This window comes from Candidatus Poribacteria bacterium, from assembly GCA_026706025.1.
Lineage (GTDB): Bacteria > Poribacteria > WGA-4E > WGA-4E > WGA-3G > WGA-3G.
Window position 1 is genome coordinate 232,787 of record JAPOZO010000063.1, and the last position, 15,752, is coordinate 248,538.

The 15,752-nt window shown below is 47.4% G+C and carries 13 protein-coding genes; 8 read left to right on the forward strand and 5 right to left on the reverse strand.

The window, feature by feature from the left end:
- From OXH00_15855 to OXH00_15870, 4 genes are all read right to left on the reverse strand, one after another.
- Window positions 1–2,253, reverse strand: a complete 2,253-nt coding sequence (locus OXH00_15855) for a WD40 repeat domain-containing protein (protein ID MCY3742490.1) — start codon at window positions 2,251–2,253, stop codon at window positions 1–3.
- Between the two features lie 16 nt (window positions 2,254–2,269).
- Window positions 2,270–4,144, reverse strand: a complete 1,875-nt coding sequence (locus tag OXH00_15860; GenBank protein ID MCY3742491.1) for a WD40 repeat domain-containing protein — start codon at window positions 4,142–4,144, stop codon at window positions 2,270–2,272.
- 102 nt (window positions 4,145–4,246) lie between these two features.
- Window positions 4,247–5,470 carry a DUF790 family protein gene (locus OXH00_15865; protein MCY3742492.1) on the reverse strand — a complete coding sequence of 408 codons (1,224 nt, stop codon included), beginning with the start codon at window positions 5,468–5,470 and terminating at the stop codon, window positions 4,247–4,249.
- Window positions 5,471–5,643: 173 nt separating this feature from the next.
- Window positions 5,644–7,023 (reverse strand): DEAD/DEAH box helicase family protein, encoded by a 1,380-nt coding sequence (locus tag OXH00_15870; GenBank protein ID MCY3742493.1) that lies wholly within the window; start codon window positions 7,021–7,023, stop codon window positions 5,644–5,646.
- Between the two features lie 109 nt (window positions 7,024–7,132).
- Here OXH00_15870 and OXH00_15875 point away from each other — a divergent pair, with 109 nt between their 5' ends.
- From OXH00_15875 to OXH00_15890, 4 genes are all read left to right on the forward strand, one after another.
- Window positions 7,133–7,348, forward strand: a complete 216-nt coding sequence (locus OXH00_15875; protein MCY3742494.1) for a hypothetical protein — start codon at window positions 7,133–7,135, stop codon at window positions 7,346–7,348.
- Between the two features lie 263 nt (window positions 7,349–7,611).
- Entirely contained in the window at window positions 7,612–8,577 is a 966-nt protein-coding gene (locus OXH00_15880) for a D-2-hydroxyacid dehydrogenase (protein MCY3742495.1), read from the forward strand.
- A 24-nt stretch (window positions 8,578–8,601) separates the two neighbouring features.
- On the forward strand, window positions 8,602–10,482 hold the full coding sequence (locus tag OXH00_15885) for a HEAT repeat domain-containing protein (protein ID MCY3742496.1): 1,881 nt from the start codon (window positions 8,602–8,604) through the stop codon (window positions 10,480–10,482).
- Window positions 10,483–10,697: 215 nt separating this feature from the next.
- Window positions 10,698–10,883, forward strand: coding sequence for a hypothetical protein (locus OXH00_15890; protein ID MCY3742497.1), 186 nt, complete (start codon window positions 10,698–10,700; stop codon window positions 10,881–10,883).
- 248 nt (window positions 10,884–11,131) lie between these two features.
- Here OXH00_15890 and OXH00_15895 read toward each other — a convergent pair whose 3' ends face one another.
- Window positions 11,132–12,580 (reverse strand): tetratricopeptide repeat protein, encoded by a 1,449-nt coding sequence (locus tag OXH00_15895; protein MCY3742498.1) that lies wholly within the window; start codon window positions 12,578–12,580, stop codon window positions 11,132–11,134.
- Between the two features lie 324 nt (window positions 12,581–12,904).
- Here OXH00_15895 and OXH00_15900 point away from each other — a divergent pair, with 324 nt between their 5' ends.
- The 4 genes from OXH00_15900 (at window position 12,905) to OXH00_15915 (ending at window position 15,726) form a co-directional block, all read left to right on the forward strand.
- The gene (locus OXH00_15900) at window positions 12,905–13,312 is read left to right on the forward strand and encodes an HIT family protein (GenBank protein MCY3742499.1); all 408 of its coding nucleotides are present in this window, start codon (window positions 12,905–12,907) and stop codon (window positions 13,310–13,312) included.
- Window positions 13,313–13,454: 142 nt separating this feature from the next.
- Window positions 13,455–14,174, forward strand: a complete 720-nt coding sequence (locus OXH00_15905) for an NAD(P)-dependent oxidoreductase (GenBank protein ID MCY3742500.1) — start codon at window positions 13,455–13,457, stop codon at window positions 14,172–14,174.
- A 1-nt stretch (window position 14,175) separates the two neighbouring features.
- Window positions 14,176–14,901 carry an NAD(P)-dependent oxidoreductase gene (locus OXH00_15910; GenBank protein ID MCY3742501.1) on the forward strand — a complete coding sequence of 242 codons (726 nt, stop codon included), beginning with the start codon at window positions 14,176–14,178 and terminating at the stop codon, window positions 14,899–14,901.
- A gap of 69 nt (window positions 14,902–14,970) precedes the next feature.
- Complete coding sequence (locus OXH00_15915) at window positions 14,971–15,726, forward strand: glycerophosphodiester phosphodiesterase (protein ID MCY3742502.1); 756 nt, start codon at window positions 14,971–14,973, stop codon at window positions 15,724–15,726.
- Window positions 15,727–15,752 lie beyond the last annotated feature (26 nt).

Genomic DNA, 15,752 nt, shown 5'->3' on the forward strand with positions numbered 1-15,752 from the left:
TTATTTTGATGGCACATTCCAGAGGAATATGGTCCCATCATGACCACTTATGCTTGCTAAAGTTTTTCCATCAGGTGCGAATGCCAATGTGCGAACGTAACTTTTATGACCATTAAAGATGGTGAGGTGTCGGCGTGTCGGGAGTTCCCATAAATGAATTTTACCGCCTGTATCTCCGCTGGCGAGCGTGTTCCCATCAGGTGAAAATGCTAACTCACAGACAACGTATTTGTGTCCCTCAAGACTTCCAATATGCTGTTGGTCAGTCACATTCCACAATTGGATGTGCTTATCTCGGGTTCCAACCGCCAAGGTATTTCCGTCGTGTGTGAATGCCAAGGCATAAATACTACTATCACGGAGACGAAGCCGGACTAACAAGTCGTTTATCCAGTTTCCAGGCGTTTTAAGCGTGGCAATCCGTTTACCAGTGTGTGTGCTCCACAGGTCGGTAGCAGCATGGGAATCACTGCCGCTTGCTAAGATACTTCCATCAGGCGTAAATGCTATAGGTCCCCAATCTGTTACAAACTCTATAAGGTGGCGCGGCGGTTTATCAGTCGTTATATCCCATATCTCAATAGTTGTATCAAAGGACTCAATCGGACTCTTTTCCATATTTTTAACAGCCAGTTTCTCGCTATTCGGTGCAAATGTGACTCCCTTTCGTTGATAACTTGTGCCATCATCGAACCATGATGATTCCATGGAGATGTTTGTGTTTGGAAGTGTGTGAGCAGCGACCTGTTCGCTTGTAGCAATATTCCACTGTATGATGTCTTCTTGGTCGTTAGCGGTGGTTAAGGTTGTGTTATCTATAGCGAAGGCTAATCCCTCAATCCTGTAAGCGGCCGCTTTAATCGTGTTCTGTTTGGCCCCGGTGTGGGTATCCCAGAGGTGGATAGTGCTGGAGCTATCGCCGCTTGCGATGGTTTTGCCATCATGTGAGAATGTTAACGCCGTAAATGGTTTTGTATAATCTGTAATGGCGAGGCGCAGCTGCTTAGCGTTTTTGGTTTCTCTCACAGCAACAGTTCCGTATTCGTCTGCGGTAACAAGAAGCGTGCCATCCTGTGATAACATGAAGCGTTCTGGAGAAATTTCAAACCACTCCACAACTGGATTGTGTGAGGCGATTTCACTACGCGTGGCGACATTCCATATCTTATAGCTATCTTTCTCTATAATAGCGAGGGTTTTGCCATCACCAGAAAACCGAATGTTTAGCGTCAGTGGAAACTCAGCAATTTTACGGCGTGTCGCGATGTCCCATATCGCGCAATCACTTTTTCCACCTATAGCTTTTATAGCAACGGTTTTACCGTCACCTGAAAACGTGGCACCTATACCATACGGGAAGACTGCGAGTTGTTCTCCTGTCTCCACATCCCAGAGTTCCGTTGGACCTCCCCTTCCGCTTGAGCTACCGTCCCAGTGCGCAACTTGATAACTAATCCCATTCACCAATGTTTTACCGTCTGGAGAGAAATTTAAGCCGTTCACCCACTTCGTAGCGGGTTGTCCGTCTATAATTTTGCGTTTATAGGTGTATGGTCTCGGGGATTGAATCGGCAGGGCCGAGCTATCATCTGCTTGCACTATAAGTTTTCGCATCTCGCGACCGGTGCGTCCATCTTGTATACTAATTGTGCCGTCCTTGTTGCCAACTGCAAAAATAAAGCCAACCGTCTGGTCAATAAACGCGTCCGTTGCAAACGACCAAATCCTATCTTTTCCAAGTCTGATTTTGGGTAAGTTTGGCGTAAAAGTGTTTAACTGTTCTCCAGTAGTGGTATCCCAAAAACTGACTGTACCTTTCCTGTCTTTCCCTATGAGCGTTTTCCCATCGGCTGAGAATTTCAGATGAATCGGGTTGGTGGGAGGACTGAGGGACAATAGGGATTCACCAGTCTCTGTACGCCAGAGGCGAATAATTTTGTCGCTTCCACTGCTTGCGAGGATTTTGCCATCCGGTGAAAATGCGACATGCGTCACTGCCTCTGTGTGTCCTATAATCAGAGCAGTTTCGGATCCTGTGTTAACATCGTATAGCCAGACACCAATTGAACTCGCAACAGCCAAGTACTTACCATTAACCGACAGCTGTATATCGGTTATCACGCCTTTTCCGAGTCGTGCTTTCGCACCTTCCGGCAAATTGAGTTGGGTGTAATCTTGAGCGAAAGTGTTTGGCGGAAATAGTGTTGAAAGCAGAAGTGGTATCAAAAAGATGGAAAATAATCTGGTTTGCATTGCGTCGCGTTCCTTTCTACTTACCTGTAGTAAGATCCCATAGCAGCACCGTGCTGTCCCAACTTCCGCTGGCGAGCGTTTGTCCATCAGGACTGAAACGGATGCTCTTAACAGAGGACGTATGCCCTGTAAATGTCTTTTTGTGATCGCTTGTGGCTATATCCCATAGACGAATCATCCTATCGCTACACCCACCTGCAAGTATTTGTCCATCAGGACTAAAGCATAGGGTACTGACATTATCTGGATGCCATTTGATTGTTTGTGTCAGTTGTCCGGTGCTTGTATCCCACAGATGGATTGTGCCGTCTGCATTCCCTGTTCCACTTGCGAGTGTTTGTCCATCTGGGCTGAAAGCGACACTCAAGATAGAATTTCTATGCCCAGTAACGATTTTTTTATTTTCTCCTGTGTCTATGTTTCGCAGATAAAGGAGACCGGGCCCATAACCTTTACCGCTTGCGAGTGTTTGTCCATCTGGGCTGAAACATACGCTATAAACTTCACGCACGTTCTCTGAAAATGCTTTTTTGAAGCGTCCAGTATCTACATCCCACAGAACGAGGTCCCAAAGGCCGCCACTTGCGAGTGTTTTCCCATCTGGACTGAAAGCGACGCTCAGGACAGCGTCGGTATGATCTCTAATCGTTTTCAGGTTCTGACCTGTATTGACATTCCATAGGCGTATAGTCTCGTCGAAACTTCCGCTTGCGAGTGTTGTGCCATCCGGACTAAAGCACACACTACTGACAGGTGCAGTATGTCCTATGAGTGTTTGTTTATGCTCATTCGTGTCTACATTCCACAAACGGATGGTATGGTCCCCTCCTCCACTCGCAAGGGTCTGTCCATCGGGACTAAAGGAGATACTATTGACCCGCGGTGTATGTCCAGTGAGTGTTTTCAGCGGCTGACCCGTGGAAACGTCCCATAAGCGGATCGTATCGTCCCAACTCCCGCTGGCGAGTGTCTGACTATCTGGACTGAAACATACGCTTCTGACACTATCTGTATGTCCTATGAGTGTTTGTATATATTCGGCGGTGATACTATTCCACAAACGGATGGTTTTGTCATCACCCGCACTGGCAAATGTCTGTCCATCTGGACTGAAAGAGATGCTCTGAACTGCAGAAGTATGTCCAGTAAGCGTTCGCAAGTGAGTCCCTGTGCGGCCATCCCACACATAGATACTATAGTCAGCCCCTCCGGCACTAACAAGTTTTGCCCCGTCAGGACTGAATGCAACGCACTCGACACTATCTGTATGTTCTGTGAGTATTTTCTTATGCTCACCTGTGGTGGCATCCCACAAGTGGACTTCCCCAAAACTCGCACTTGCGAGTGTCCAATAACTTGGGTTGAACGCCACGTTCCTGACAGCAGACGTATGTCCTTTGAGCGTTTTCTTGTGCTCACCCGTGGCGACATTCCAGAAGCGTATTGTTTTGTCCGAACTTGCACTTGCGAGTGTCTTTCCATCTCGACTGAATGCAACACACTGGACATCACTTGTATGTCCTTTGAGTGTTTTCTTGTGTGTGCCTGTAGTAGCATCCCATAGGCGTATTGTTTCATCCCGGTTTGCACTTGCGAGTGTCTTTCCATCTGGACTGAACGCTAAACTGTAGACAACTCTTGTGTGTCCAGTTAGCAGCGCGAGTTCTCGGAAAGTTGCAACCTCATAGATCCAAATACCGATGGAACTGGCAACGGCGAGTCGAGTGTCGTCTGGAGAATACTGTATTTCATTAATTTTTCCCTTACCGAGTCGTGCTTTAGCACCTTCGGGGAGTTTCCATTTTGTGTAATCTTGGGCAAGAGAATTTGATGTAACTAACATTGAAAGGAGAAGTAAAACAAAAAAAGTGGAGAGCGATGTGGTTTTCATTGCGATGTTTTCCTTTTGGATTGAGATTCGAGTATTGTGGATTTTAATCTCTTTTTTTAAGAATACAAAAAAAAATATGGATTTTCACATTTCCGCGCTATTCTATACAAGCGAATTTAGAATTGGGAGCAGAGATCGCATTGTCGGGACATCTCGGAATGTGAAACCGAACTGCGAGAAATACGCGGATGCTTCTAACGCTTCCGCAATCAGCGAATTTTTTTCCAATTCCTTTGAGACACCAAGGATAAGGGACACATCTTTCTGTTCAGCAAGTGTGTTGAGTCTCACAATAAGGTGCCCTTGATGCCACGGATGGAACAACTCAATGGCTGTCTCTGTCCCGCTTTTGTGGACGAGTTGATAGTCTGGGAAGCAATAGAAATCGCCTGCGAGAGGGAGAAATTGGCTTCCGGGACGGACCTGCCAATCGTTGGTTTTATTCTGAAGCATCGTCTGAAAGAGTTGGATGTCTTCGGGGATGTACGCGAGAAATTGTTGTGAAATCGGCTTGATACCACACGATTCATCAAGCGATAACCGAGAACGCTGCTTGTTCCGAAACTGGATTTCTGCTGTGAGTTCCCATTTCGGTTGATGCAACACAGCAACAAAAAAGTTCGCCAAATTCATACCGTATCGTTTCGTTTTGTAAAAGAGGTTGAGTGGTCCGTCCACTGTAATTTCATATAGTTCGCCTTCTTTCCGAATTGTGGAGAGGAGTTGGTTGAATCTGAGGTATTTGAACAATTGACGCAGTTCGGCTGTCATGGAATCGGCGAGTTTTAGCGTGAGCGTGTTGCAATGGAGGAGTAACCCTTGCACTTGCGCGGTGTTGTAACGGTGAAGGAGGCGTTCGGCGGAAAGTGTATTGAATGTCAAGACCGGTTGGCTGCTCGGTAAATCCGCGTAGAGTTTGGCACTCAGCTCTGTCTGCTCCATAGGCGATTTACCTACCATTATCTGTAACACCTCACGCTGGTAGGCTGCGTAATCCTCGAACTGTTTTTGTGAAAGCAGACGGCTCGTTTCCGTAAAGAGTTTATGCCGAAATGCGATCAGTTCTTCGTTGGGGGCGGTATCAAACTCAGTCCGATCTAACAAGAGTTTTTCGAGTCCGCGCTTGATTATAGGTGCCACCGGTGTGCTGTCAATTATGTGCTTACTCGATTCCAAGAGCGTTGCGCGCGACTCATTCGGCGACGTTTCAAAAACAGCAATAAGCTGCTCAGCTACCCTCAACAATTCGCTATTAGTGGGTTCTATAAATTGTGGGTGGATTTGTCCCTTCTGGATTTTGTATTGAAGTAAGTCTTTGGTGAGCATTTTTTAATTGTACCTTGCGGTTAAATGACGTGGTTTTGGACTTTAGCATTGTTTTCTCGAATCCGCTCTCCATTTTGCGGCGTACTTGAAGAAATCTACAGAAATACCCAAGCAAAAACCCCATAAGCGATCTGCTTCATTACGAGCGACGCGATTTTAGACTATACGAATTTTTAAAGTGTCTGATAGGCGTCGTGTTGTCTTCGTCGCTTGTTGACAAAGTGTTCACTGGTCTGTTTAGAGATGAGTTCGTAAAGTACTGCCTGTTTGCCCTCGCGTTTGCGGAGGATACGTCCGAGCCGCTGCACATGTTCTCGTACACTCCCGCTCCCAGAGACGATGATGGCGACATTCGCCTCCGGCACATCTACCCCCTCGTTTAGCACTTTTGAGGTGACGAGGATGGAATAGGTGCCGTCGCGAAATCCGTTCAAAAAGGCGTTCCGCTCTTTGAGTTTCGTCTGATGTGTTAGCACCGGGAGGAAGAAGCGCGTGCCGAGTTGATAGGCTGTGTCGTTATCCTGTGTAAAAATAAGAATCCGATCGCCGCGATGTCTCTGTATCAATTTCCACACCCATTCCTGTTTTGTCGTGGAGGCGAAACTGATCTGTTTTTGGGTGAGATATGCTTTGAAGGCGGCGCGGCCTTCATCGGATTGTGAGGCTTTCCAGAGAAATGTATGCCAGCCGCGTGGCGTACCCATATTGATTCTCGACTGTTTGAGGAAACTTAAGTAAGTGCTGCGCGCTTCCTCGTACCGGATCCGTTCCGTGTCTTCCATCTCAACCGCGATGGTCACAACGCGATACTCGGAGAGTGTTTTCCCAGAGAGTTCCTGCACTTTTGCCTCATAACAACACTCGCCGACGAGCGCATAGAGTCGGCTCTCTTTTCCATCAACGCGTTCAGGTGTGGCTGTTAACCCTAACCGAAACGGTGCAATGCTACTGATTGCGGCATATTGGTACTGTTCCCCCGGCAGGTGGTGGCATTCGTCGAAAATGGCGAAACCGAACCGGTTGCCGTAATGCGGTGCGTGCATAACAGCCGATTGATAAGTCGTCACCGTAATATCTCGCAATTCGTGCTGACCGCCACCATAAAGTCCGATCTCTTGTCCGAAGTGGTCCGTCAACACCGTGTACCACTGGTGCATGAGATCGATTGTCGGCACATGCACGAGTGTCGGACGTTGCGTATCGGCGATAAGTAAAATTGCAATGAAGGTTTTACCTGCACCCGTAGGGAGGCTTACAACACCGCGTTTGCCGTTGGCGTGCCATGCATCAATCGCCTCGGTCTGATAAGGATAAGGTGAAACCGCTTTTTGGTGCGTGAAGGATTCTATTGTGAATTGCCGTGCTGTATCTTGATACGGGACATCGTGTGCGCGCAATTGCGAGACAAGTTTCCGATAGCGGTAGGCGGGTGCTCGGAAGGTGAGGGTGCGTTCGTCCCAACGGATGTCCGGCAGCTGCGATTCAAGTGCCTCTGGGACGTTCTGTAGGATGAGGGTGCCTTTGTCAAAATTGATTTTGAGTGGCGTTTCCATAAATCACACCTTTCACTCATACACTCAGGAAGAATTTGACATTTCTCTGGAATTGTGCTAAAATTCTGATGAAGTTCGTTTTAGTCTTTTAATACTAAGGGAGTCACACATGGACAATCAAGAATTTCAAAAGCTCGTTTTAAATTGGATGGAGCGCGTGGATACTCGCCTGGGTTCACTTGAGCAGGACGTAAGTTGGATAAAGGGAAAAATGGAAGGGCGTTCTGAATCATCGTCAACGCACCGCGCGAACCTTGCCATTGCTATTAGTATTGTTGTTGGTATTGGAAGCCTCATCGGACTCATCATTAGTTGGGTTAAGTAACAAGCAAATTAGTTTCCGATCATGAATACGTGCAGCTCGTCCTACGCTATTTCTCTACAGCGATCTACAGGTTAAATTATACCATATTTTTTGTTTTAAATGTCAAATGAAAAATTGAAAGAATTAGAGACGTTGACACCGCGCTGTACCCATCCAGAATCACAGTCTGTTCTGCCACCCTAAATCCTGTAGGGTCCGAAAAACCTTGATTTTCTGATGTTACTCTGCTAAAATAGGGATAAAAAGAGAGGAACAGACTACTCGTGCCTAAACTCATAATCACGCCGCCGCAGAACGCGGAATCACACGAATGGGCTGAACGTCTTCACAACGAATTACCCGTATACACCGTCGTCTTGCCAGAGACAGATGAAGCAGTCGCGAGACACCTCCCAGATGCAGATGCAGTCTACGGTTGGGTGTCGCCTGAACAACTGCCGTTGGCGAAAAGCCTCCGATGGCTACAGAACCCTGCCGCAGGTCCCTTCCCCGGCTACTACTATCCAGCACTCATTGACCATCCGGTCGTCGTCTGTAACCCGCGCGGTATCTACAACGACCATATCGCACAGCATATCATGATGTTCGTGCTTGCGCTTTCGCGTGGATTGCCGTATTATATGGACGCACAACGTGAAGGGGTCTGGAGCAAAGATGCCCGCAAAAGTGGATACATTGATCTCGCACAAGCGGTAGCACTAATTGTCGGTGTTGGCGGTATCGGGCATGAGACCGCACGCCTCTGTAATGAATTCGGGATGAAAGTAATCGGTGTTGACGCGCGCTGGGAGTATGAAGTCCATTTTGTGGAGAAACACGAACCTGCTGAACTGGACACACTCCTTCCGCTTGCCGACTTTGTGATCACCACGACACCGCACACACCCGAAACTGAGGGCATGTGGCACAAGGAGCGGTTTGCCCTGATGAAAAACACCGCTTACTTCATCAATATCGGGCGCGGCAAGACGACGAAACTCGCTGACCTCGTTTCGGCACTTGAAGAGGGTATCATTGCCGGGTGCGGTTTGGATGTCTTTGAAGTTGAACCGTTGCCTGTCGAAAGTCCATTGTGGCAATTGTCGAATGTGTTAATAACGCCACATATTGCTGTCAAAGATGCGGAGAATATTGAAGCACGGCGGTTTGAACTTTTCTTGGAAAACGCGCGTCGATTCGCTGAAGGCGAGCCGTTGAAAAACGTCGTCAATAAAGCGGTATGGTACTAAAAAGCAGGAGGTAGTGTGACAACAGTGAAACAACATCTTTTAAACGACGAGCAAATTCGCCATTTTATTGTCAACGGGTACGTCAACGTCACCGCTGATGTGCCGACACACATCCATGAAACCATCTATCACAAGACGGATGAACTTTTCGCTGGCGCGATAGATTTTCGAGGCGATCGGCAACACAACCCGCTCAATAACATTTTACCGTTAGTTCCGGAACTTCAAGTCGTCTTGGAGTCCCCAGAGGTGCGCGGCGCGCTTACCAGTATTTTGGGTAACGGATATGTCATGCATCCGCATCGGCACTGCCACCCCAATTTTACGGGAAGTAAACCGAGCGGAAAAGAGAACAGCGAAGAACGGTTGATGATGCCGCTTCACAAAGACGGACACGCCGGTGGAAAACGACCTCGTCACCGAACGCCGCGTTGGGCAATCCTGTTCTATTATCCACAACCCTGTCTCGCTGAGCAGGGACCGACTTGTATCATACCCGGAACGCAATACATCCGAGAATTCATGCTTGATGGCGAACGTCAACGGCACGAACCCCACGTCGAAGGTGGAAACGGGACGCGACGGCTCTCAGAGAATTTCCTGAATCGAAACCTCGTGCCAATGTCTGGTGAACTTGGCACTGTCTGGATTATGCACTTCGATATGGTGCATTCGTTTCTTCAAAACTATGTCTCCCTAAGTCGCTACGGCATGAAATTTGTCTTTATGCGTACGGAGCAACCCACAGCACCTTCATGGAACAGCGAGACCGATATTTGGCAACCGCCGGAAGTCAACCATGTCCCTTATGATGCCGAAATCCTCTGGACATATATCTGGAACTGGATGTCCGGCAAAGCAGATCTCTATGAAACCGAGCCTCTATCTGCCGCGCTGGATATAGAATCGGCAGTTACAGCACTGAGAGCAGACGACACAAGGGCGCGTATGGAAGCTGCCAACACCTTAGGTTTCATGCGTGAAGCTGCTGCCGAGGCGGTCCCCGCACTCATTGATGCCCTTGAAGATAGTTATGAACCGGTACGGCGAAACGCTATTTATGCCCTCGGTGCAATCGGGAAACCGGCTGTTGAGTCTCTTGCTGACGCGCTTGATGAAGAAAAAGAGGCGTTTGAGATGGAACCGATTCTCCATATCTGTGACGCAGCACACGGACTTGCTGCGGTTGGTGTCCCCGCTGTATCTGCGCTCGTATCTGCGTTGAAGGACGAACGCGAAAACGTCCGTGCTTCTGCGGCGTATGCGTTGGGTGAGATGGGACCTGTCGCAGCAGCGTCGGTTGACGCGCTTGTTGCATTGTTGACGGATGAATCGGAGGAGGTGCGTCGGCATACAATCTCGGCATTGGGTATGATTAAGGTGCCAACGTCGAAAACAGTTCCCGCGTTAGTGAGGGTTCTGGCGGATCGTGAAGACACAGATTTAGCGTTTTTTGCGGCGCAAGCGTTAACCCGTATTGGGCCCGATGCAGGAGAAGCTGTTCCCGCGTTAGGAGAGGCTTTGATGAGCGAGTCTGCTTATGTACGTGGATTCTCTTCGGAGGCGTTAAGCCGAATTGGCACTACCGAGGCGTTGCAGGCACTCGTACCGTTCCTTCGGACCGCACGTTGGTTTAACTACGTCAATAAGAGCATGCCAGTTTTCAGCATCGAGTTAACAGCATCCCCACCGAGCGATGCAGATTCTCTCACAAAACTGATTCAAGCGTGGGCAAAACAGAAGGACATCCCGTTGCCGAAAACAGAAGAAATCTTACAGGATTCTGATACACAATTTCAGGTGACATTCAGCGATGGCAGACGGGTGACTGCAAGAATTGAGGGCGACACGTTAAACCTCTATCATAAACGCCGAGTGGAGGCTGGATTTAAAGCGTATCGTTAGCCGAAATAACGCTGATAAAACTATAATAGTGTGATATTGTCTAAACCTTTTCTGTTGGTATGCGTCTTCTAATATAATTTGTATTGAAGCAAGTAGTAGAAAAGGATAGTAAACACCACATTTTATCAGGTTCTATGGAACTGTTTGTACCCGATGTCTATCTTTTTGCGTTAATTGGTTAATTGTACAAATTGGAGCATTTGGAGGATTGGGAAATGCCAAAATTAGCGGCTTTGAAAGCCTTAAAACTGGTAAATGTAAAAAAAACTACACTCTATAATGCCATGGGATGTCGGTATGGTAGTAATCACTATAGACGCTCGCGGTCGAGAAATCAAGGACACCGCACGCTTGCAACGCTGCTATGGTATGCTATCAATGCCCTTCCAAAACGAAAATAAGAAATAAATCAGAACAAACGCGGAATGCTGTGGCATATGCCATAAATTATTAAAAAATACCCAAGAAGTCGCTGCGTTGTAATCTGCGCGCAAGTGAAGATGGCAGGTTCTGTTTCTGGGGTTGCTGTTCCGTGAATGCCGAACAAATTTGTTGTCTTCATTAGATAAGGAATCTACCTTAAGGAAGGAACGATTCGTGTAAGGACGTGGCTCTATACCCACCTATTCTTTTCCGAGTTCATCTCTCGTTAGTTAGAGTCTTTAAGCAATCGATTGATGGTTTCTATGAGACTTTTGTTGCCTGCCTCTTTCGCTAATTTCAAAGCAGTTTGATAATCCTGTTTCGCTTCTGAGGTGCGTCCTAACGACGCTTTCATGAGTCCCCTACCATGGTAGGCTTTGGCGTAATCAGGTTTTAGTCTTATTGCAATATCGAAATCTGTCATAGCGGTTTTATATTTTTCCAGATTTGCCCTGGCAACTCCCCGATTGTAGTATGCGGAAGCATCATCTGGATCGAGCTGGATAGCTGTATCGTAATCTGCTATGGCGGCACTGTGCTGCTTTAGGGTTGCCTTAGCGACGCCTCGATTGTGATAGGCTTTGACGTGATCAGGTTTTAATCGGATTGTCATATCATAATCAGCGATTTCGGCGAAGTATTTTCCTAATTTACTATTTGCGATACCTCGATTGTAGTATGCTGAAGCGTGATCCGGTTTTAGGCGAATAGTTTCTGTATAGTCGGCAATCGCGGCATCATATTGTTCCAGTTTACGTTTGGCAATACCTCGGTTGTAATAGGCTGAGGCGTGGTCAGGTTTTAGTCGTATAGTTTCTGTATAGTCGGCAATCGCGGCACTATATTGCCCTAGTTCCTTCTTAGCGATGCCTCGATTGTAATAGGCTGATGCAGAATCTGGTTTTAAGCGAAGAACCTGAGTGTAATCGGCGATAGCACCTGCATAGTCCCCTAAATTGAGTTTCTTATTTCCCGAATTGAAATATGTCTTTGTAGGTATAGATTTACTGCCTTGCGTTAGAGGTTTGGCTGTTTCTGCGCGCGTGAGCAGGAGCTTGAGTTTGTTCACAGGAATCGCAAAATTAATATTCTGTGCATCCAGGTCTTGGTGAGCAGAAACAGACACACCAATAACCTCACCTTTACGATTTAATACGGGGCCCCCACTGCTTCCCGGAGAAATTGGTGCTGTCATTTGGAAACGGGTCTGAGCGTTCTCCCTCCGAATGCTGCTGATGATACCATCAGAGAATGTCCCTTCCATACCCTTCGGGTTACCAACGACGTACACTTCTGCACCAATCCTAATTGCATCGCTATCACCGAGCGACAAAGGTTGGATACCCTCAGCAATAACCTTTAGCAACACGAGGTCGTTGTCCTCGTCTGTGGCTGTGATACCTTCAATCGTGTATTTGGTATGTTTGCTGACCAATTTTGCGGTGCCTCGTGCAGCACCTTGGATGACGTGGAAATTGGTCGCAATCAAGTCTGGACGGACAAAAAAACCGCTACCAATACCGAGCGTTAAACCGGTACTATCCTGCATCTCTAAGTAAACCGTAGCGGCTAATGCATTCTCAGCGATCTCCTCGGTCGTTTGGGTGGGCGATGTTGTTGCAGTGGTGAGTAGGATTATGACCACAACCGTTGCATACAATATACGTGTAATCACTTTGAGGTTCCTTTGCTATTGTTTTTCGACGTTTTTGGGTTAAGGGAGTCCTGACGTGTCAGTATACCACATTTCTATTTTTTTAAGACAAGTTTCCAATTGATTTTCTATGCCAAATTTGCTAAAATAATAAAAAAAACCGTTCTTTGAGACTCTTCTGTTTTCCCTTAATTCAAAATGCGTAGCTCGTAATGAAGCAGATCGCTTATGGGGTTTTTGCTTGGGGGTTTCTTCAAGGACGCTGCAAAATGGAGAGCGGATATAAAAAAGGGGCATGTCAAAATTCAAACCCACATTGTTTAACCGCAAGGAATAATTAAAATAATGGATTGTATCTTTTGTGCGATTGTTGCTGGTGAGATTCCGGCAGCCAAAGTATATGAAGATGAACATGTCTTCGCGTTTATGGATATTGCCCCTGCAAACCCAGGGCATACCCTCGTGATACCGAAGCAGCACTATCGAAATATCTTTGATATGCCCGTAGAGGTCGGCACTAAAATTATGCAAGCCGCGATTCCGATCGCAAACGCGATTCGGGTAGCATTAACCCCTGATGGGCTTAATCTGTTTCAATCGAATGAAGCTGCAGGATTTCAAACTGTTTTCCATTTCCATCTGCACCTAATTCCGCGATGGGAAGGCGATCCGCTTCGGTTACCGTGGCGACCGAGCGAGGGTGATATGGATGAAATCAACAATATTGCAGCAAAGATTCAGGATGCTTTGTAGACGCAGTTCACAGATGATTTTTGTCCTGCACCGATAGGTCCTTAAACCTTTTAACACCCGATGTTGTATGTCCGCATCGGAAACCCGATTTTGACATCGGAAAAATCGGAGCAGAAACCTAATAATTAAAAAAATAAAAATTATGAATATTTTGATTACCTCCGCCGGTTCCGAACTGGCGCGCAATATAGCAGGCGTATTGAAAGAAGAACATACGCTCCGCTTAACGGAATTATATTCTGTTGAAAATGTTGAAGGCACATTCGTGCAAAGCGAACTTGGGCACGACGAATCGACCAACGAACTTGTCCGCGGCATGGATGCTATTATACACATCGCCGAAGTCCCGCACGATCTCCTCGCTGAAGCCGATCAATCGGACAATTACGCTATCGACTACCAGACGCGCTGCACCTATAATCTATTGATGGCAGCGTCGGCGGAAGGTGTGAAACATGCTATTTACGCAAGCACACTCCGCCTTTTCGAGCAACACGGTGAAGACTGGACCGTCACAGAGAGTTGGCGACCGCGTCCGTCAGTCGATAGTTTTGTGCTTTCAAAACATCTCGGTGAGTTCACGTGCAGAGAATTCGGTCGCGAGGGTAAAATCGACGTGACATGCCTCCGCCTCGGCAATCTCATCACAGTTGATGCCGTAGCAACCACCGAATATGACTCGATGTGGCTTGAAATGAATGATGCAGTCGCTGCTTTCCAAGGCGCGCTTGGATCTTCGTCGCCGTGGCGAATTTTTCATGTCCAATCAGAGTTTCCGGGTTCCCGATTCTCGATTGGGAAAGCCAAGGGACATCTAAACTTCGATCCGCAATTCGTACCATCACAGACAAAGGAGGCGTAGCATGAAGGTTCTCATTTTAGGCGGTAACGGTTATCTCGGACCACATGTCGTCAAAGCGTTGGAGCCTTATTATACTTTGCGCGTTACGGACATCAACGACATTGAAACGAAGCATGAATCGATGCATATTGATGTCGGTTCGTTGGATCAGGTCATGCGCGCCACTGAAGGAATGGACGCAATTCTCAACTGCTCCGTGCTCCGACACGACGGACAACTGGCTTTTGATGTCAGCACGCGTGGGTGTTATAATACAATGCGCGCCGCTGTTGAGCACGGGATCCGCCGCGTCATCAACACCGGCCCACATTTCACCATTCAAGGTGATGATTATACGACCTACGATTATGAAATTAATCCGGATGTTCCACCTCACACAAGCACCGGACTCTATCCGTTGACGAAAGGATTAGGACAGGAAATCTGTAAGGTCTTCACTGAGCATTACGACATCTATGTTCTCTGTTATCTGTTTCTCAGTTTCCGGGAACACGAAGACCAAGCGGAAGGCACCGATCTCAACCCGTTTTCTGTCAGTTGGCGGGATGCAGGTGAAGCGTTCCGGCTCGGTTTGGAGATTGATCTGGAAGACCTCCCTTCACGTTGTGAAATTTTCAATATCTTCGCAGACCTGCCGCATCAGCAGTTCTCGAATATCAAAACGAAACGTATCTTAGGGTTTACGCCGCAGGATAACTTTGAGCGGATGTGGCATAAGAAGAATTGAGTTACTCGGATACCTATTCTGCGCACACAGAGTAAGTTGAAGCCCACGGAAAGAAGTTAGGCTTAACCTATGAAGATTGAACTCTTAGCACATCGCGGGGGCATGGGGCGTGCCCCTGAAAACACCCTCGCTTCCTTTAAGCAAGCGTTGGCAGACGGTGCCGATGGATATGAGTACGATGTCTGTCTTACGCAGGATAAACAACCTGTGTTGATCCATGTCGACTTCAACCGAAATGATATACGGAAAGCTACAGGATGTACAACGCCGCTCAGTGAACTGAACTGGAAAGATGTTCAACAATTAACAGCGGTAGACTCGGATGAGCCGGTTGCACACCTTGATGATGCTCTCCGATTTACACGGGAAAACCAGATGCCGTGCTTCATTGAGCCGAAGGCGGACACGCCAGAACTGCTCCCTATCATTGTCCAACGCGTACGCAACTTCGAGGTCGTCCATCTCACCAGTATCCTCACTTTTTACCTCCGGAAGCAGCTACTTGTTGATGCCAAACATTTAGAACCGAGGTTAGGGACGAGCGCAATACTCATCAATCCGATGGCGAATTTCCTCAAAGCAGCCGCCGCAATTGATGCAGACCGCATGATCTTAGGGTGGAGCCGGATTAACCACTTTAAACTCTATAATACTTTCGTACCCACTGTTACGCGGCAGCTCAAGCAACTTCGGAAAAATGGGATTGTTGTGGAAGCCGGGTTCATTCAGACGGCAAAGGATGTTGCTTGGGCAATCAAAAACGGCGTTGAAGGATTGTGGGCAGATGATGTGCCTTACATCAGAAGTTGTCTCAAGGAAATTTAACTATCGCACCTGCCTTTAAAAGTTTG

Bases quoted from the DNA above. Each gene is read 5' to 3' on its own strand.
- OXH00_15900 (MCY3742499.1), top strand. From the start codon at position 12,905: ATGGATTGTATCTTTTGTGCGATTGTTGCTGGTGAGATTCCGGCAGCC.
- OXH00_15890 (MCY3742497.1), top strand. From the start codon at position 10,698: ATGCCAAAATTAGCGGCTTTGAAAGCCTTAAAACTGGTAAATGTAAAA.
- OXH00_15910 (MCY3742501.1), top strand. From the start codon at position 14,176: ATGAAGGTTCTCATTTTAGGCGGTAACGGTTATCTCGGACCACATGTC.
- OXH00_15855 (MCY3742490.1), bottom strand. From the start codon at position 2,253: ATGCAAACCAGATTATTTTCCATCTTTTTGATACCACTTCTGCTTTCA.
- OXH00_15905 (MCY3742500.1), top strand. From the start codon at position 13,455: ATGAATATTTTGATTACCTCCGCCGGTTCCGAACTGGCGCGCAATATA.
- OXH00_15865 (MCY3742492.1), bottom strand. From the start codon at position 5,470: ATGCTCACCAAAGACTTACTTCAATACAAAATCCAGAAGGGACAAATC.
- OXH00_15875 (MCY3742494.1), top strand. From the start codon at position 7,133: ATGGACAATCAAGAATTTCAAAAGCTCGTTTTAAATTGGATGGAGCGC.
- OXH00_15870 (MCY3742493.1), bottom strand. From the start codon at position 7,023: ATGGAAACGCCACTCAAAATCAATTTTGACAAAGGCACCCTCATCCTA.
- OXH00_15860 (MCY3742491.1), bottom strand. From the start codon at position 4,144: ATGAAAACCACATCGCTCTCCACTTTTTTTGTTTTACTTCTCCTTTCA.
- OXH00_15915 (MCY3742502.1), top strand. From the start codon at position 14,971: ATGAAGATTGAACTCTTAGCACATCGCGGGGGCATGGGGCGTGCCCCT.